Origin of the sequence: Nostoc sp. NZL (genome assembly GCF_015714705.1) — a bacterium.
Lineage (GTDB): Bacteria > Cyanobacteriota > Cyanobacteriia > Cyanobacteriales > Nostocaceae > Nostoc > Nostoc foliaceum_A.
This window is the reverse complement of the sequence record NZ_WBKL01000036.1, coordinates 33,926-51,737: the sequence shown is the minus strand read 5'-3', so window position 1 is coordinate 51,737 and position 17,812 is coordinate 33,926. Positions and strand designations below refer to the sequence as shown.

The 17,812-nt window shown below is 41.2% G+C and carries 18 protein-coding genes; 7 read left to right on the top strand and 11 right to left on the bottom strand.

The genetic code is table 11. From position 1 onward, the window contains the following. Positions 1-99: 99 nt before the first annotated feature. Positions 100-609 (bottom strand): GNAT family N-acetyltransferase, encoded by a 510-nt coding sequence (locus F8R90_RS05065; protein ID WP_196509837.1) that lies wholly within the window; start codon positions 607-609, stop codon positions 100-102. Between the two features lie 116 nt (positions 610-725). Beyond that, a complete protein-coding gene (locus F8R90_RS05060; RefSeq protein WP_196509836.1) occupies positions 726-2,276 on the bottom strand; it encodes a sensor histidine kinase in 1,551 nt (516 codons plus the stop codon). A gap of 500 nt (positions 2,277-2,776) precedes the next feature. On the opposite strand from F8R90_RS05060, the gene F8R90_RS05055 reads away from it, so the two are divergent. Together F8R90_RS05055 and F8R90_RS05050 are read left to right on the top strand one after the other, a co-directional pair. Further along, positions 2,777-4,141: an AAA-like domain-containing protein gene (locus tag F8R90_RS05055; protein WP_196509835.1), complete on the top strand. Its 1,365-nt coding sequence runs from the start codon at positions 2,777-2,779 to the stop codon at positions 4,139-4,141. 35 nt (positions 4,142-4,176) lie between these two features. After that, positions 4,177-4,476: a type II toxin-antitoxin system HicB family antitoxin gene (locus F8R90_RS05050; RefSeq protein WP_230966114.1), complete on the top strand. Its 300-nt coding sequence runs from the start codon at positions 4,177-4,179 to the stop codon at positions 4,474-4,476. A 51-nt stretch (positions 4,477-4,527) separates the two neighbouring features. On the opposite strand, the gene F8R90_RS05045 is transcribed toward F8R90_RS05050, so the two are convergent. The 5 genes from F8R90_RS05045 to F8R90_RS05030 form a co-directional block, all read right to left on the bottom strand. Next, positions 4,528-4,716 carry a type II toxin-antitoxin system HicA family toxin gene (locus F8R90_RS05045; RefSeq protein WP_196509834.1) on the bottom strand — a complete coding sequence of 63 codons (189 nt, stop codon included), beginning with the start codon at positions 4,714-4,716 and terminating at the stop codon, positions 4,528-4,530. A 2-nt stretch (positions 4,717-4,718) separates the two neighbouring features. Next, a complete protein-coding gene (locus F8R90_RS05040) occupies positions 4,719-4,937 on the bottom strand; it encodes a type II toxin-antitoxin system HicB family antitoxin (protein ID WP_196509833.1) in 219 nt (72 codons plus the stop codon). A 445-nt stretch (positions 4,938-5,382) separates the two neighbouring features. After that, on the bottom strand, positions 5,383-7,011 hold the full coding sequence (locus F8R90_RS05035; protein ID WP_230966111.1) for a tetratricopeptide repeat protein: 1,629 nt from the start codon (positions 7,009-7,011) through the stop codon (positions 5,383-5,385). Continuing rightward, positions 6,968-7,480: an NB-ARC domain-containing protein gene (locus F8R90_RS32650; RefSeq protein ID WP_331000605.1), complete on the bottom strand. Its 513-nt coding sequence runs from the start codon at positions 7,478-7,480 to the stop codon at positions 6,968-6,970. Before F8R90_RS32650 ends, F8R90_RS05035 begins: the two co-directional genes overlap by 44 nt. 75 nt (positions 7,481-7,555) lie before the next feature. Beyond that, positions 7,556-7,945 carry a hypothetical protein gene (locus F8R90_RS05030; RefSeq protein ID WP_196509832.1) on the bottom strand — a complete coding sequence of 130 codons (390 nt, stop codon included), beginning with the start codon at positions 7,943-7,945 and terminating at the stop codon, positions 7,556-7,558. A 191-nt stretch (positions 7,946-8,136) separates the two neighbouring features. Between F8R90_RS05030 and F8R90_RS05025 the strand changes: the two genes are divergently transcribed. The 3 genes from F8R90_RS05025 (at position 8,137) to F8R90_RS05015 (ending at position 9,530) form a co-directional block, all read left to right on the top strand. Beyond that, positions 8,137-8,364, top strand: a complete 228-nt coding sequence (locus F8R90_RS05025; RefSeq protein ID WP_230966110.1) for a hypothetical protein — start codon at positions 8,137-8,139, stop codon at positions 8,362-8,364. Further along, positions 8,361-8,633, top strand: a complete 273-nt coding sequence (locus tag F8R90_RS05020) for a type II toxin-antitoxin system RelE family toxin (protein ID WP_196509831.1) — start codon at positions 8,361-8,363, stop codon at positions 8,631-8,633. Before F8R90_RS05025 ends, F8R90_RS05020 begins: the two co-directional genes overlap by 4 nt. Positions 8,634-8,837: 204 nt before the next feature. Continuing rightward, complete coding sequence (locus tag F8R90_RS05015) at positions 8,838-9,530, top strand: PD-(D/E)XK nuclease family protein (protein ID WP_196509830.1); 693 nt, start codon at positions 8,838-8,840, stop codon at positions 9,528-9,530. A gap of 79 nt (positions 9,531-9,609) precedes the next feature. On the opposite strand, the gene F8R90_RS05010 is transcribed toward F8R90_RS05015, so the two are convergent. Genes F8R90_RS05010 through F8R90_RS04995 form a run of 4 tightly spaced genes read right to left on the bottom strand, consistent with a single transcriptional unit; the run spans position 9,610 to position 13,025 of the window. Beyond that, positions 9,610-10,062, bottom strand: a complete 453-nt coding sequence (locus F8R90_RS05010; RefSeq protein ID WP_196509829.1) for a type II toxin-antitoxin system VapC family toxin — start codon at positions 10,060-10,062, stop codon at positions 9,610-9,612. After that, positions 10,043-10,285 carry a hypothetical protein gene (locus tag F8R90_RS05005; RefSeq protein WP_196509828.1) on the bottom strand — a complete coding sequence of 81 codons (243 nt, stop codon included), beginning with the start codon at positions 10,283-10,285 and terminating at the stop codon, positions 10,043-10,045. The genes F8R90_RS05010 and F8R90_RS05005 overlap by 20 nt, the downstream gene beginning before the upstream one ends. Before the next feature lie 15 nt (positions 10,286-10,300). Further along, the gene (locus F8R90_RS05000; protein ID WP_196509827.1) at positions 10,301-11,515 is read right to left on the bottom strand and encodes a DUF790 family protein; all 1,215 of its coding nucleotides are present in this window, start codon (positions 11,513-11,515) and stop codon (positions 10,301-10,303) included. Beyond that, a complete protein-coding gene (locus tag F8R90_RS04995) occupies positions 11,445-13,025 on the bottom strand; it encodes a DEAD/DEAH box helicase (RefSeq protein WP_196509826.1) in 1,581 nt (526 codons plus the stop codon). Before F8R90_RS04995 ends, F8R90_RS05000 begins: the two co-directional genes overlap by 71 nt. A 110-nt stretch (positions 13,026-13,135) precedes the next feature. On the opposite strand from F8R90_RS04995, the gene F8R90_RS04990 reads away from it, so the two are divergent. Further along, positions 13,136-14,437: an adenylate cyclase gene (locus tag F8R90_RS04990; RefSeq protein ID WP_196509825.1), complete on the top strand. Its 1,302-nt coding sequence runs from the start codon at positions 13,136-13,138 to the stop codon at positions 14,435-14,437. A 252-nt stretch (positions 14,438-14,689) separates the two neighbouring features. Next, positions 14,690-17,809, top strand: coding sequence for a hybrid sensor histidine kinase/response regulator (locus tag F8R90_RS04985; protein ID WP_196509824.1), 3,120 nt, complete (start codon positions 14,690-14,692; stop codon positions 17,807-17,809). The last annotated feature ends 3 nt before the right edge of the window (positions 17,810-17,812 follow it).

Here is a 17,812-nt window from a genome sequence, read left to right as displayed (position 1 = left end):
TAATCACCTTTATTTTCCCATCCTATGACTCAGTATTCTGACATTGATAATCTACCATCTGCTGTTTTAAATGCCAGTGTAGGTATGGTTAGAGGTGTTCTAAGCTAAATTGTCAAAATTGGGCAGTGTCTTACAGCGGTCTGCTCGTAATAAAATGATAAATTGCATTCCATCATTCTCTCGCTCAAAGGACTGCTGATACTCGAATTCCAATTTCTGCCATACCCGTATCGCACGCTTATTGAATGCTGCGATCGTCACCCGAAAAGCTTTTGGGTTAAATAAACTGTCTGCAAATTCCAATACGGCATTGGCATACTCAGTACCCTTTCCTCGTCCGGCCAAGTCAGGGCGAATTCCCATGCCAACATCTAGCGCCTGATTGCGGTAATCACCACCAGTGACCTGTCCATCTTGTCCAAAAGAACAGTAAGCTACCAACTCGCTATTTTTATCCACAATGCTATAGAAGTTATTCTGGGAGTGCAGAATATGTTGTAGTGAATTAGCTTCTTGCTCTGAGTAGTTGTATAGATCATAAGGTGGTTCATATCGCCAACTTAGGATAGCGCGTGCATTACTCTCATTGATTAGGTAAAACGTGAACATTACTTACTGTGCGTTTGTACTACCCTAATCCTAACTTTCAGATGCGCTCAGTATAACGCCGCCTTGTTAATGCATCGACTTATAAAAAATCATACTTTATACCCACGGCTAATTACTTAAAAGCTGGCGTGTTTTCTCATAGCGGTATAGTGCCTTGCTGTTGTATTCATCTCAATGACCAACTCTGTGCCTTGACCTAATTGAGAATTACACTTTAGTTTCCCTTGATGTTTTTCAACTATAATTTCCCGACTAATTGATAGTCCCAGTCCTTTCCCTTTACCTACTGGTTTGGTGGTAAAAAATGGTTCAAATATCTGTCTTTGGATATGGGGAAGTATGCCTTTCCCATTGTCAGAAATACGAATTATAACTTTGTATTTTTTTCCTGTCCGTTTGTCATTTATCCAAGGTTCATTACTATTGACTAATGACAAATGACTCCTAATAATTTCTGTCTGAATAAAAATTCTGGGAGTAAAAGAATAATCATGTTTCATCCTTTCTTCTAAAGCATCAATAGCATTAGTCAAGATGTTCATGAATACCTGATTTAGATCACCAGGGTAACACTCGATTAAGGGCAATTCCCCAAAGTCTTTAATTACTTCAATACCTGCTCTATCTGATTGTTCTTTCAAACGATGCTGCAAAATCCTCAGAACACTATCAAGCCCTTTATGCAGGTCAACTTTTTTCATTTGACCTTCGTCAGAGGTTGAAAAATTCCGCAAGGCGAAAACAATTTCTTTGACGCGCTCAGATCCGGCTCGCATTGACCACAGCAATTTTAAAAAGTCTGTCTTCACGAAACCAAGGTCGAGGCGTTGCAGATGTAAGGCAATGACTGGGGCCGGTTTGGGATAGTAATGTTGGTAAAGTTCAATGATTCTGATTAAGTCTTCAGCATATTGACTCGCAGGATGGAGATTGCCGTAAATGAAGCTAACGGGGTTGTTAATTTCGTTAGCCATATCTGCCACCAGCTGACCGAGGTTAGCCATTTTCTGGTTCTGCAATAACTGTCTTTGGGTATATTTAAGTTCTTCGAGGGTAATTTCTAGCTGCTGTGATTTTTCCTTAACTTGGTCTTCGGTAGATTGGCGTTGGGTAATTTCTGTTTGGAGTTGTTCAAATAGTTGGTATTGTTGAATAGCCATCGCTTTATCCTGACTAATATCTTTGTGCGTCCCCGCCATCCGCACTGGTTTACCGAATTCATCCCACTGAAATACTTTGCCACAAGCCAGAATCCACTTCCACTCACCGGATTTAGTCAGCATTCGCAATTCGACTTCAAACACAGGTGTGCATCCTTGGAGATAATCGTGCAATATCTGGCGAATTCTCGGTAAATCCTCTGGATGTACAAGTCGCTCAAAGGATGTATAATCATTATCAATTTCGTCTTCTTCGTATCCCAGGATACTCTTCCACCGGGAATCATAATAAGTTTTATCAGTTACCAGATTCCAATCCCACAACCCCAAGCCACTGGCTAATAATGCCATTTGTAAGGCGGCTTGTGAGCATTGGCAAGGATCTAAATCTTCTTGAGATAAGTCTTTTTGTCCTTTTTGCAGTGACTGTGATTCTGGGAAACTCTGAGAATCTTGTACTGAAAGTAGAGCTTCCGATTTATGAGTAGCGGGTTCTTCGATATGCATAGCTGCTGGTACGATGAGGAAGATGTCCTGTAGCTCTCTCTACGCTGTCTTAGCACCCTGACGATCCAGTTATGGACAGTACGGTTTTGTTAACAAATCGTCTACTTGGTTGATTAGGCTGTAACTTGGGTCAGACATATATCAGCCCATATCATTAATTTGGATGGAATTGAGAAAAAGGTAAACGGACGAATGTAACCTCTGTTGCGATCGCCGTGGCCATTTTTTAGAAAAAAATCGCTACATTGTGTGCATCTATATTCTAAGATATGTCTAAAAAAAGTAGTTCAAATCACATATAATCACCTAAAAAGTCAAAAAATTTTGTAAAAAAAATTCTATGATTAAGTCATGTCAAAGATTTTAGGATACAAATAAATTGTCAAGCCTTGTTTGTAGCTTTTTGGGAAAGGGCTGGCTGCTATCCATATAAGGCAGGCTACATTGAGTTCCAAAGAATAATGGTGTGAGAAAATTTCATGCTTTAGAGCCGATGAGTAATGACTATAGATGAAGTAGTATTGCTACTAAAAGCCAGTCAAGCAACCAGTTTAACGACACTCCAAGAGATCATATTACGTTCTTCGTGGGAAGGGAAAACCTACACGAATATAGCCTGTGAAGCTCACTACGACGAGGAACGTGTCAGAAAAATTGCTGGTCATTTATGGCAATTGCTGAGTGATTTTTGCAAAGAACCTATAAATAAATTAAACTTCCGCCAGACTGTAGAAAATCATCGTCTTAGTAAAGCACATCAGCAGTTAGTTAAGGAATTCAACAAAGCAGCCACGGCTATATCCTTAGAATTTCCTAGTGGCCCAGTATCCCTTAATTCCAGATTTTACATCCCTCGTCCGCCAATTGAGGAACTCGCCTACGCAAAAATGGCTGAACCTGGGAGTCTCATCTGCATCAAAGCACCCAAGAAGATGGGGAAAAACTCTCTGATTTTGCGGTTGCTTACACGCGCTAACAATCAAGGTTTTAGTACTGTAACGTTGGATTTTCAGCAAGTAGATAAAGCAGTATTTGCCAGTTTTGATAATTTTTTGCGCTGGTTCTGTATCAACGTCAGTCGAGAATTGCAGCTAGAACCAAAACTCAATGATTATTGGGATGAAGATATGGGTAGTAAGGTGAGTTGTTCTATCTATTTCCAACAGTATTTACTGTCTGCGCTGGAAACTCCCCTTGTTTTGGTAATGGATGGAGTGGATTGGCTGTATGAGTATCAGGAAATTGCTGGAGAATTGTTACTATTGGTGCGATCGTGGCATGAACGAGCCAAAGGGGTAGAAATTTGGCAAAAACTGCGCCTAGTTCTAGTTTCTTCAATGGAAATTCTTGTTCCTATAAAACTGACTCAATCACCATTTAATATTGGTTTGCCGATTAAGTTATCTCCCTTTACAAAAGAACAGGTACAGGATTTAGCAGTACGTCACGGCTTGGATTGGACAGATAGTAAAAACGTCGAGAGTTTGATGGCAATGGTAGGAGGATATCCTTATTTGGTGCGATTAGCTTTATATCATCTTGTGGGTAAAGGTGGATTAGAAGGGGATTTAGAACAGCTATTACAACAAGCACCCACAGAAGCAGGAATTTATCACGAGTATTTAAGGCAGTTTGTGTTAGTGCTAAGAGATGAGCGAGAATTACAAGATGCTTTTTATGAGGTAATTAATGCTACAAATTATGTGCAATTAGAGCCAGCATTGGCATGTAAATTGCAGAGTATGGGGCTAATTAATTTAGAATGCGATCGCAGTACTCCTGCGTGTGAATTATATAGTTTATATTTTCGAGAATATCTGACAAAAAGTGAGAGTTTAAATAATCGTGTTGAACAGTTGTTTTAACGTAAAATTAAACTGGTATCACAATGCGAGATTTCATGGTCATAAAGTTTATTCTGAGCGACTATGTTGACCGAGCGATGTCTGAAGACAAGCCGCTCTGCGTCTACGCCCAGGCAATTTATGACAAGTTAGAAGATGGTACATTTGTAGGTAGAATTCCTGTTTGCAAAGGAGTGATAGCTTTTGCATCGACTTTGCGCGAGTGTGAGGATGAATTACACTCAACACTGGAAGACTGGATTTTGCTTGGGTTAAAGCTGGGACATTCTCTACCAGTAATTGATAATATTGACCTCAACAAGGAGCCGACTCTTGAGCCTATGGATACCCTGTAAGCGCTTACAAACTGCCCAAAATTTCATTACTTCGATGGTTCTAAGTGGTAGTTAAAAATTAGGTGATAAACCTGCTTGTTTACATATTTCATTAGCAGTAATACGATCAATGGTACGATGCCGTTTTACAGGAATAGTTTTTATATCGTTAGTATAAATTGAGTGATTTCCTCCTTCTCTTAATAAATAAAAGCCATTTTGTTCTAAGTATTTAATTAGCTCTTTTCGTTTGACTGACACACTCAAACCTCTATAGGAATTTGTTCAAACAAAGAACCACCTGTGGGAATATCTTTATTTTGTTGGCGATAAGCAAGAATCATTTCTTTAGTTGCATCTTGTAACATAGCCCTGCATTCTTCTAGGGTTTCTCCTTCTGTAATGACTTCTTGCCATTCAATGAGTTGTCCCATATATCCGCTATTAGTTTTTGTATATTTTGCAGTGTATGTAATTAACATTTCTTTGTTCGTGAGGATAATTATATGATTGATCGTAGCTGATTTTTTGTTGCGGGAGCTGCATCTCTCCATCATTCACGCCTACGCCAGCTTTCGGCTCAATGATATACCAAAATGAATGCGTAAACTACTTTAATGAGTAAGCAAACTGGGTTTTAAGAAAGTAAAAGCTGCTTTTGCTTGCGTAAAACACTAAAATGAGAAAGTAAAAGCTGCTTCTGTTTGTGGAAAACACTAAAATGCGAAATTAAAAGCTGCTTTTGAAGAAGTAAAAGCAGCTTTCGCTTGTGGAAAACACCAAAATGCGAGATTAAAAGCTGCTTTTGAGAAAGTAAAAGCTGCTTTTGCATAAGTAATCAGGCATTTTTACTTAATTCAATATGAATTTCAGTCTAGGCGATCGCACTTTTCATTTTTATTACAGTATGCTTTGCATAAAACTAGCTTATTCTTGATTTGGGGGGAGGCGATCGCGAAGATATACTAAATCTTCACGACAAGTAACAGTACGGGGATGATTAACTCCTAGGCATCGCTCATAAATATCCAAAGCTTGCTTTAACAGGTCTTCAGCTTTGCTGTATTTACCTTGGGAGTTGTAAAATGCCGCCAGATTGTTAAGAATGAGTGCAACATTGGGATGTTCCTCACCCAGTCGGCATTGATGTATTTTTAAAGCTTTTTTATACCAGGATTCGGCTTCGCTGTATTTGTTCTGGGATTCGTAGAGTCCGGCCAAGTTATTGATGGTAGTAGCAACAGTATGATGTTCATCACCCAGCAGGCGTTGTTGTAGTCCCAAAGCTTTCTCATACAGAGGTTCAGCGTCACTGTATTTTCTTTGGGATTTGTAGCATAACGCCAAGTTATTGAGACTTTGAGCAACATCAAGATTTTCTTCTCCCAGCAGGCTTTGCCTTAGTGCTAAAGCTTGCTGGTATAAAGGTTCGGCTTTGTTATGTCGACCTTTAAAATAGTAAAATAACGCCAAGTTATTGAGACTTTGAGCAACATCAAGATTTTCTTCTCCCAGCAGACGTCGCCTTATTGCTAAAGCTTGGAGATATAAAGATTCCACTTCATTGCATCGACCTTGAAAAGAGTAAAATAGTCCTAGGTCGTTAAGACTTTGGGCAACAGTATGATGTTCATCACCCAGCAGATGTCGCCTTATTGCTAAAGCTTGGAGATATAAAGATTCCACTTCATTGCATCGACCTTGAGAAAAGTAGAGTCCCCCCAAGTTGTGGAGGCTGGTGGCAACATGAAGATGCTCTTCGCCTAGGCGCTTTTTAGTAACTTCTAGACACTGCTCACACCAAGTGACAGCCTGTTCATATAATCCTTGACCACTGTAAAACCAAGCGTTACCGATGAAAGGCAGAGTTAAATCATCATCGCTGATATATTCAATGAGATTGTTCGCTACTTCAGTCAAATGAGGTATTGCTGGGGTAATATCAGTAATTTGCTCAAGAGTGGGGTATTGAGGAATCTTTTTGGCGATCGCTACCATTAACCGACAAAGCGATCGCTTTAATTCCTCTGCTTGCTCTAAATCTGTAAGCTTATATTGAAAAAACTCTCTTAGCAGTGGATGTAGTTGATAAACTCCCTCATCTTTGCGCTGAAGTAAATGCAGATTCAACAACTTATCATCTCTAATTTCCTCTAACTCTTCCTCGTCTTCCTCTGGTAAACACTGTTCCACCAACTTCCAGGGTATGGGTGCGGCGGCGAATAAACTCAGCAAACAACCAAGCTGCTTATCGCCGTCCTCTAATTCTTGCCAACTCAACTCAAAGGCTGCTAACACACCCTGTTGTGCTGTCATATCGGCTTCTGCTTTAACAAGTGCGGGTTGTTCTAGTCGCTTTTTCTCTAACCGCCGCAACATCTCTATTAAAGAGAGGTCTTGTTTTCGCGCCAAATATCGCCCAACTAATTCCAAACCCAAAGGCAAATATCCCAACCACTCACACAACTCATTTGCAACAGCCAATTCTTGCTTAATTCGCTGTGGTGTTTCTTTAAAAAATGACTTTAATAACTCCAGCGCTGCTTTTGGTTGCAATACATCTAGAGATAATTCCTTTTATAGATGCTCCTAAGTGTTGGCGCGTGGTAATCAACACTTTAAATCGAGAAGATGACGAAGGTAAATAAGGCTTAACCTGCTGATATTCCCCAACATCGTCTAACACTAGCAGCACATCGCCACCCTCACGCCAATGCTGAAAGCAATATTGCACTTGCGCGAGTAATTTTTGCTTAGGATCTTCTGTTAAATCCTCTGGTGGGTTTAAGTCAAGGTGAGTTCTGGCAAACTGCACAACTTTAATGCCCACATCTCCAGCCTTTGCCAGCAACCAGCAAATTCCACCCTTGTAAATTTCACGGTGAGCTATTGCATATTGTAAGGCCAGTTCTGTTTTGCCCAGTCCACCCATGCCAGCGATCGCAGCAATTACCACCTGATTATTTTCCTGCAACATCTCATACAGGTTTTGCAATTCAGCTTCACGCCCAACAAACTCTACCACCCCACTCAGGGGTAAATTTTGCGGTGTTTCAGTAGAGGGATTTGACTTTACCTGTTCCTCAACAGGCGGCTGTAGTCAGAAATTAAACGTTTGATTGCGGTTGTCATTAGAAACGTTCCCAACATTCCCGCCATAATTTTTATCAACTGTGTTCGTAAAATTCTGGATGATAGAGGGTTGAGATTTAACAGTATCCGCCACATCCTTAACAGCTTGAGCAATTTCAGGGTCTTTCTTTACAGCTTCTTCTACCTGCTCAACCAGAGAAGCTTTACCGTAATCTAAAGGTTGTGCTTGAGCGAGTTCGATAGCTGTCGCTGTGGTAGGTGCTTTACGCTTGAGCAATGATAATAAGTTACCACCTTGCTCTAAAGCTTTTTCTCCCAGGATTTCGCCAGTTTTTTCAAAAGCTTTCGTAATCACTAAGGTTGCGATCCAGGCTGCTGTCAGGGTTACAGGCTCCATATTTTACCCATTAATTACGAGATTACGCTGTGAGGTATTGTACATTTAATGTATCTCCTCTAGGAATAAATAATATAAATTTATTAACATTAATCTTGGAAGGTGGGTTTTCTCGCGTTTTTCTCTTGAGTAAAATCTCACAAATACATTTACTAAAGCCATACTATATCTATTAACGCTAAAGTCATAGTATGACTACTAAAATCACAACCCTAATGCAAGCTGATAAATACCCTTTTGCTCAAGAACTGATTACTGATAAGGAAGGTAATATCCGCAAAGTAATCATAGATTTTGATGACTATCTACATTTGCTAGAAGCTATTGAGGATGAAGGACTTATCTTAGCAATGAAGGCAGTAGAACATGAAACACCTCTGAATATTGATGAAGCGTTAGCACAACTAGAACACGAGTGATTACCCAATATCTACCCATCTTTATCAAGGATCTCAAGGCTCTGAAAAGTACACCTTACTATGAGACTATTAAAACCCTTGCTTTTGAAGAAATACCAAAAATATTAACTTTTGAAGAAATTACTAACCTCAAAAAACTTCAGGGTTATGAAAATGCTTATCGCATCCGCGTCGGTGATTATCGTATTGGACTTATTTTTGAGGGAAAAACAGTCTTATTTCCGCGAGTACTACACCGGAAAGATATTTATCGTTATTTTCCAAAATGAAACCATTTTCAATGATTTGGCGAATAGAATTCTGCCCATAAAAACATAGATGCTTTGCAGCTTACCGCAGGGTAGTCTACCTACGCGGACTAATAAAAATTAAAGTTTTAAAACCTGCAAAAGCAAATTCTACCTGTATGCAAGACGAAATGCAATTTATAATCGCCACTTTTTTAATTACGAATTACAAACTACGAATTAATAATGCAATTTGATACCCAACTGCTACCACGCATTAATGCCACAGCCAAAAGAGAAAATGGTAAACAATATTATGTAGATGCCAAGGGAAATCGCTTCCCCAGCGTTACTACAATACTTAATGCCACCAAATCACAAGCTGACAGAGACAGATTATTAAACTGGAAAGCACGTGTTGGCACAGAAGAAGCTACCCGCATTACTACATCTGCTAGTCGTCGGGGAACCCAAACACACAAACAAATTGAGCGCTACCTTCTTGGACAAAACCCTATTTGTCCCGAAGCGAGTCGCCCTTATTGGGAGAGTATTCAGCCAGTTTTACAACAAATCGACACAGTTAGGCTTGTAGAAGGCTCTGTTTTCCATCATGATTTGGGTTATTCTGGCAAAGTTGATTGTATTGCCAGCTATCAAGGTATACCCTGTATTTGCGAGTGGAAAACAGCAGACAAACCCAAAGGTTCAATTGAGCATTTATATGAACATCCACTGCAACTTACGGCGTACATAGGAGCAGCTAACGAATATTATCAAGATTATGGTATTCAGCTAAAGCATGCTCTCTTGGTAGTAGCGATTCCAGAAATGCCAGCAGAGGTATTTTGGTTTGAATCAGCAGTTATTAAAGATTACTGGGAGCAGTGGGAAAAAAGAGTCGCCCAATATTGGGAACGCAGAAGCGTTTGGGGTTAATCAGTAGGATTGCATAATTACCGAAAGACTGCATTTCGTAACGTGAAGTAAATTTTCACGAGTAGTAACAATAAGCAATCTAACCTTGTAATGGCAAGACAGTAATTAACCTAGAAAATCTAGCAAAATCACTTGTGTTGTGAGTGAGTAACTGAGGAATGCCATAAACTAGCATTGTGGCAACAATATTTGCATCATGAACTTGCTTACCACCGCTAGGAATTTCCTCCATAAGCGTCAGTAACCTTTCTGTAACTTGAGAACTATCTTCAGCCACCCGAAAGCGGTTATAGAAATAGCGGAGATCCTGAATTACTATTGCAATGGGTAGTGGGTTGACGAACTGTTGCGGACGGGTAAGGGTAGCCAAATATTCCCGCAATATTTGTCGGCTAATCCACAACTCAACCCCTGCATCATAAAAACTTTGGATAGCCTCCATAGCAGCTTGGTGAAATGGAGACTGAATCTGACTAGCGTACACCAGGATATTTGTGTCTAGAAAAACAGGATTACCGCCCCCAATCACCATACATATCCTCACGTCTTAAAGAAAGATTTTCAGGCCAAGGGCCATAGTTATGTACAGGGAAGTTTAGAGGAGGACGCTTTTCTTTCTTCTCTGCTTCCTCAGCCAAAGGCTTCTCATCAATTACTATTACCACCTGATGTTCACCCTCTGGAATATCCAATGGTAATTGCGCTGTAATCTTACCATCTTTAGTAACTGTGGCAATTGTTTCTATACTTTTCATCTCATTCCTCCTTAATCAATCCATTACAGCTAACACAGCTTTTGGCAATAACTTATCTTTAAACCAAACAATTCTAGCGGGGACATCATTTAATTTTACTCCCGCCTTTTCTAAATTAAGTCGCTCGGAAATAGCCAAAATTAAGTCATCACGTCCAGCCCGTCGCACTTGAGAAAACTTCTTTTGTAAATATTCTGGTCGCCAATAACCAACAATTTCTAACAAAAAGGTACGTCCATCAGCATGAACTAAGCGAAAATCGGGAATCATCACACTACCAGGAATTGGTATCAAATCAACTTCTCGCTCTAACGCCCAGCCGCTTTTCAACGCATCCCACTTATCAGCAAAGGATGCTTCTAGCATACTATCGTAGGGTTTACCTGGTGGATAATGGGATACTAAACCACATTCAGAATTGAGAGTAAAACGTCCAGTTTTCCAAGTATTTGTATAAGCGTCGCGGGTTTGGAGAATAGATGAAAGACTCCATTTAGTAACGTGAAGTAAAGCCGGAATAAGTTTAGCGATCGCTAATCCATATCGCGTACTAGGATTAAACAAACTCGTCGGCCCATCTATCGTAATTGTAAACCCGTGATCAGCATCGCCCTCAATATAAGCCATCAATTGAAACAACTTAAGATAGCGAAATAACAGCTTATATTCACCCGGAACATTACGATGGGCATTTAACACCAGTTGACTGGCTTTATAAAATACACCCTGCACCTGAGATAAGTTATATCTATTTATCAAATCTGGCGCTGTTGGTGCATCAAAAACAGTCAAAATTTTATTTTCAGATAAATCAGCATAGAGTCCATTACGAACCTGTTCTAATAAAACTTCCCGCTCAAGTTCTTGAGTTAGCTCATCAGCAATTTTACTCAAAGTAACTTGTGTAGATTCTCGACTAGAAACAGACTTTGCAGCCAGAGAAAACACCCGTTCTCTTAACATTTGTGGTTCCAGAGGACTAACCACCTCAAAAGTGCAAAAACTGCTTTTGAGAATATAAGCTAATCCCCGCTTCACCCGATAATCTGTAGAATCTCCTTCAAAATCAGTCAATTGTCGCTCAAGCACACCTTGAGTCTTCCCCACTGCTGATTGAAAATAATTAATTAACTCAATCGCCAACTCCGAAGTTTTTTGATCAATCTTCAGTCTCTTCGGGATGATCTCCTCGCCGTTTTGGCGATGCATCAGTAAGTCTGTCGGTAACATCTGCTGAATTTTGGATTTTAGATTTTGGACTTCCGGTTGAATAATTAATCTCTAACTGTTCCGCAGCCTTCAAACTCCGTTCCTTCCCACTCCCATACACAACCTGTAACTTCCTTTTCCTCTCTTCTGCTCCCCCTGCTTTCCTCTCACCTCTTCGCCTAGCCGAAGTCCCCTCCTCACTCGTATCCTCAGCCACTACCTCATACAAAATCGCCTGTTTATTCTCAATATTCCCCTTCCGTAAAACCCTCCCCAAGCGCTGAGTATACTCCCTAGCCGAACCCGTCCCTGATAAAATAATCGCCACAGAAGCCGCCGGCACATCAACCCCTTCATTCAATACATGAGAAGCAACCAAAGTATTAAATTGACCCTCTCGAAACTTTGTTAATATCTCATGCCGTTCTTTCACAGGAGTTTGATGAGTAATTGCCGGAATTAGCAAGTCTTGAGAAATGCGATAAACCGTCGCATTATCAGCAGTAAAAATCAAAATTCTTGCCGGATAATGTTCTGCCAATAAATTAATCAGAATTCGCAATTTACCATCAGTACCTAAAGCGATATCTTTTGCTTCTCGATGCGCTAACATCGCTCTACGTCCAGATTGCGATCGCGCACTCATTTGCACGAACATTTGCCAACCTTGAAGGCTTCCCAAAGAAATCTTGGATTGTTTCAAAAAGTCGTTGCGAGTTTGAATTAGTTGATTGTATCTTTCCCGCTCAAGTTGCGATAACTTTACCTTAATTTGGACAATTTCATGTTCTGCTAACGCCTTCCCCGCCAAATCCTCGGCGCGTTTGCGATATACTTCTTGACCAATGAGGATATTTAAGTCAGCGTGTTTACCATCGGTGCGTTCCGGTGTAGCGGAAAGTCCCAGGCGATAAGGTGCGATCGCATATTCAGCAATCACCCGATTAAAATCTGTCGGTAAATGATGACATTCGTCAAAAACAATCAATGCATATTGATTCCCTAATGTCTCAGCGTGAATTGCTGCACTATCATAAGTTGCAACTAAAATTGCCGTTCTATCCCGCGAACCACCTCCCAGCAATCCCACCTCAGCATCGGGGAAAGCCGCTACCAAGTGTGCATACCATTGATGCATTAAATCCAAAGTTGGCACCACAATTAGCGTTGTGCGCGGCGTTGACTGCATCGCCATTTGCGCCAAATAAGTCTTTCCCGCCGCCGTGGGAAGCACAACAACCCCTTGTCTACCCGCCAGTTTCCAAGCTGCTAGCGCCTCAGTCTGGTGGGGATAGGGTTCCATTTCCAGAGTCGGAACCAAATCTACTGGATAAAATTCCTTCGCCTCATCGATAAAATTCACATCTTCCGCTTGTAGTGCTTCCACTAGCGATCGGTATCTAATTGCTGGAATGCGGAATTTTTCAACTCTATCATCCCACGTAGCATAATCCATCCAACCTTTGCCGCGTGGTGGTGGATGCAAAATTAGTGTGCCACGATCAAAATTTAATGTAGGAGTACGAGCCATGAGTATTGGGCATTGGGCAGGGTAGCAAGAGAGTGGAGGGGCGAATAATAACTCCTCAGTCAACAGTCAACAGTCAACACTCCCTTGATTACTAATAACGCAAAAAGTGCATGATTCATCCAAGTAACTCCGACAAAACCCAACTAGATACGCTCATTAGTCATGGAATGTCTGATCGACAAACCAACAATAACCTTGCCGAATCTTATAAAGAACAGCGACAGAACTTTCTGCTAAAACGGCTGCAATTACAGGCGCAGATTATGCTGGTAGCTGGCTTGACTTTAATCGCTTTTTTTCTTTGGGCAAATTCACATCTAGAAGGCAAGATATACGCTTTTAAAATTGGTATTGTAGTAGAATTATTCACTCTTATTTGTTGGGGTTTATGTAAAACTCCTATTGGCCGCCGTCATTCTGACTTAATTTTTTTGAGTTTATGCTGGTCTGTAACTTGTGCTGTCCAAATTGATATAGCTTTGCTGTTTAATGATCTGGAACCTAGAAGCAATATTTGGACTTTGATGTTTCTCACTCAGGCTACGATCATTCCAGTCCAATGGTGGATGCATTTAATATCTCAAATTGGAACAATAATTTGCTATTTAACTTTATATATTTTATCCAAACCCATCTTGAACAATCCATCAGCTTTTTATGCTGAACAAGGATTATACTTCTTTTGGACTTGCATAATTTGTGTATTTTCTGTCTATTTATACGAACGCTTGCGAAAAAAAGAATTTTACGCCCGTAAGGCAATGGAACTAGCCCAGCAAAAATCAGAAAGCCTGCTACTAAATATCCTGCCAGAGATGATTGCAGAACAATTAAAACAACAGCCTACAACTATTGCCGATAGTTTTCTGGAAGTTACGGTACTATTTGCCGATATTGTCGGTTTTACAGAGCTTTCAACTCGTACATCTCCTGCGGAATTAGTCGAGTTATTAAATACAATATTCTGTTTGTTTGACCAATTGGCAGAACTTCATGGGGTAGAGAAAATCAAGACCATTGGCGATGCATATATGGCTGTTGCTGGGTTGCCAAATCAGTCTACAAACCACGCTCCAGCTATAGCTAATATGGCATTGGATATGCAAAATGCTATAGCTATCTTCAATGCAGAAAACAACCAAGTATTTCGCATCCGTATTGGCATTAGTACTGGGCCAGTAGTGGCAGGGGTAATTGGGCTAAAAAAGTTTGCCTACGACCTTTGGGGAGATACAGTAAATACTGCAAGTAGAATGGAATCACACGGTATAGCAGGTAGTATCCAAGTTTGTGAAGCAAGTTATCAGCTTTTAAAGGATAAATACTTATTGGAGAAACGAGGTTTAATTCAGGTTAAAGGCAAAGGAGAAATGATGACTTATATACTAAAAGCAATTAATTTAAAAACTTAATAAATCTATGCTTTTTGATGGAGAATCAGAACTAAATGTATATAATTAGAGCGACAACTATCAGGTTATTGAACATTTGCTAAAGCTGAGTTTTACTACTTTAGATAGATTCGCAGCAACTAACTGCTTAGGGGTGTATTTTTCCGATGCATAATAGGTGTTGAGCGATGTCTACGACAGGCTACGCCAACGCATTGTCTAGCTGATTTTGGGAATAATCCTTTAGCTAGCTGCATAAAAGGAGAAGCCACATTGAAAGGAATACGTTCCCTTCTAACACCCTATGCTGTGGCACTATTGGCTGTTGGTAGCGCATTGCTACTAACACTATTGCTACAGCCACTACTGAAACCAACTATTTTCCTGCTGTTTTTTGCTGCCGTGGCGGTTAGTTCCTGGTATGCCGGCATGGAAGCAGGATTGCTGACTACCGCTTTGTCTACTTTAGCCGTCAGCTACTTTTTCTTAGAGCCAGTATTTTCGCCCTTTGTTGATAACCTAGACAGCATAGTGCAGTTAGGCAGGTTTATGCTGGTGACAGCACTCATGACTTTGCTGAACTCAGAGTTACGCACTGCCAAACAACATCTTCAAATGAGTTTGCAGAAGCTACAGGTGAGCGAAGCTAGGTTGAGAAGGTTGGTAGATTCCAACATCATTGGGGTAATTGTAGCCAATATGGATGGGGCGATCGCAGAGGCTAATGATGCTTTTTTACGAATGGTAGGTTATTCGCAGGAGGATTTGCTAGCAGGGCGAGTTCGATGGCGCGACATGATACCACCAGAATATATTGAAGCAAATAACAGCGCAATCGCAGAACTCACAACCAAAGGCGTGTGTCAGCCCTTTGAGAACGAATACATCCGCAAAGATGACAGCCGTGTTCCCATCTTATTAGGTTGCGCTTTATTAGAAAATAATCCAGAGGATGTTATCTGTTTTGTACTTGATATAAGTGAACGTAAACAAGTAGAGCTTGCCCTTGGCAAAAGCGAAGAACGCTACCGCGCTTTTTTAGAGCAGAGTTCAGAAGGTATTTGGTGCATTGAACTAGAGGTACCAATTTCGCTAGATTGTCCAGAAGATGAACAAATTCAACATTTTTACCAATATGTTTACTTAGCGGAATGCAACAATGTTATGGCGCAGATGTATGGCTTTTCTCGTGCCGAAGAAATCATCAGCACCAGACTAGGAGACTTGCTCATTCCCTCCGATCCAGATAATACTGCATACCTGCGTCGTTTTATCCGTTCTAACTACCGACTCATTGATGCAGAGTCTCATGAAATAGATAAGCAAGGTAATTCCAAATATTTTTTGAATAATCTGGTAGGAATTGTCGAAAATGGCTTTTTAGTCAGAGCGTGGGGAACTCAACGCGACATTACAGAACGCAAGCGAGCAGAAGCAGTACTGCGTCAACGAGAAGATCAACTCCGCCTGATTACAAATGCTGTGCCCGTTCAGATTTCCTATGTTGATGGGGAGCAGCGTTATCGCTTTAATAATAAAGGATATGAAGACTGGTTTGGAATTCCTACTTCAGAAATTAATGGTAAACACATTAGAGAAATTGTTGGAGAATCAGTTTATCAGTCAATTCTGCCTTATGTAGAAAAGGTACTTTCAGGAGAGCAAGTAACTTACGAAACCCAATTACCCGATAAAGATGGCACAAACCATTACGTGAATGTCACTTACGTTCCCCAGTTTAATCAGCAAGGAAAAGTTGAAGGATTTGTTGCCCTAATCACAGATATTACATTTCACAAGTTAGCAGAAGCAGCTCTCAAACAGAGCGAGAAACGGTTAAAGACACTCACCGAAAAAGTCCGCATGATTCCTTGGGAGGTAAATGCTACTACGGGGAATTTTACCTATGTAGGGCCGCAAACTGTTGAGATTCTTGGCTATCCATTGTCAGACTGGTACACCGTTAATTTTTGGGCAAAATGTATACATCCAGAAGATCGGGAGTGGGTTATCCAGTATTACCAAGAATCTTCGCTCTCACTAAATAATTACGAACTTGAATACAGGGTGTTGGCTGCTGATGGCAGAGTCGTGTGGTTATATGACATTGTTAATGTTGTGCGAGATGAGGATGGAGCGCAGTTACTACATGGGTTCATGATTGACATTACCGATCGCAAGCAAGCAGAGCAAGAACGCGAACAACTGCTTGAGCGCGAACAAGCAGCACGCGCCGATGCAGAAGCTGCAAACCGGATGAAAGATGAATTTCTCGCCACACTCTCCCACGAACTCCGCACACCCCTAAACGCCATATTGGGCTGGACACAGCTACTTAGGAATCGCAAGTTTGATGAAACTACTACTGCGCGGGCACTAGAGACAATTGAGCGTAACACCAGATCCCTAGCTCAACTGATTGAAGATGTCTTAGATGTCTCGCGGATTATTAGAGGCACACTCCATTTAAGTATTCATCGGGTAAAACTTGTACCACTTGTAGAGGCAGCAATCGATACTGTGTATCCAGCAGCCCAGGCCAAAGAGATTAGCATCAACTGTAAATTCGATCCGGAAGTAGGGGTAGTTGTGGGTGATGCCAACCGCTTGCAACAGATTGTGTGGAATTTGCTCTCTAACGCTGTTAAGTTTACACCCAAGGGAGGAAGAGTTGATGTGGAATTGGAGCGAATTGAATCATGTGTGCAAATTCGAGTGAGTGATACAGGAGTGGGAATTGCTGCCGAATTCCTAGCCCATGTATTTGAACGCTTCCGTCAAGAAGACAGTTCGATCACGCGATCGCATGGTGGATTAGGATTAGGGTTAGCGATCGTCCGCCACTTGGTAGAATTACACGGCGGCACAGTCTCTGCCGAAAGTCCAGGAATTGGACAGGGGGCAACATTCATTGTCAATCTGCCAATGAAAGCCGTTTATGTAGAGACTAATACGGCGGATCAGCTTTCATCTGTTGGAGATACCCAAGAGGCTAACTATTACTTGCCAAAGCTAGATGGCTTGCGGGTGCTGGTTGTTGATGATGAGGCAGACGCGCGTCATTTGCTGACTACGATTCTGGGACAGTATGGTGCCCAAGTCATGGCTGCTCCATCTGCAAGTGATGCACTGCTTGCCCTGCAACAATTTCACCCCCATATACTGGTGAGCGATATTGGTATGCCACAAGAAGACGGTTACACGCTAATTCGTCAAGTCAGGGCGCTACCAACAGACCAAGGTGGGCGGATTCCAGCAGTGGCGCTGACAGCCTATGCTAGAGCAGAAGATCGCACGCAAGCCCTGTTAGCAGGCTTTCAACTTCATGTCCCCAAGCCAGTCAATCCGGGCGAGTTAGCAGCCGTAATTGCCAACCTCACCGGACGGACTTGAATA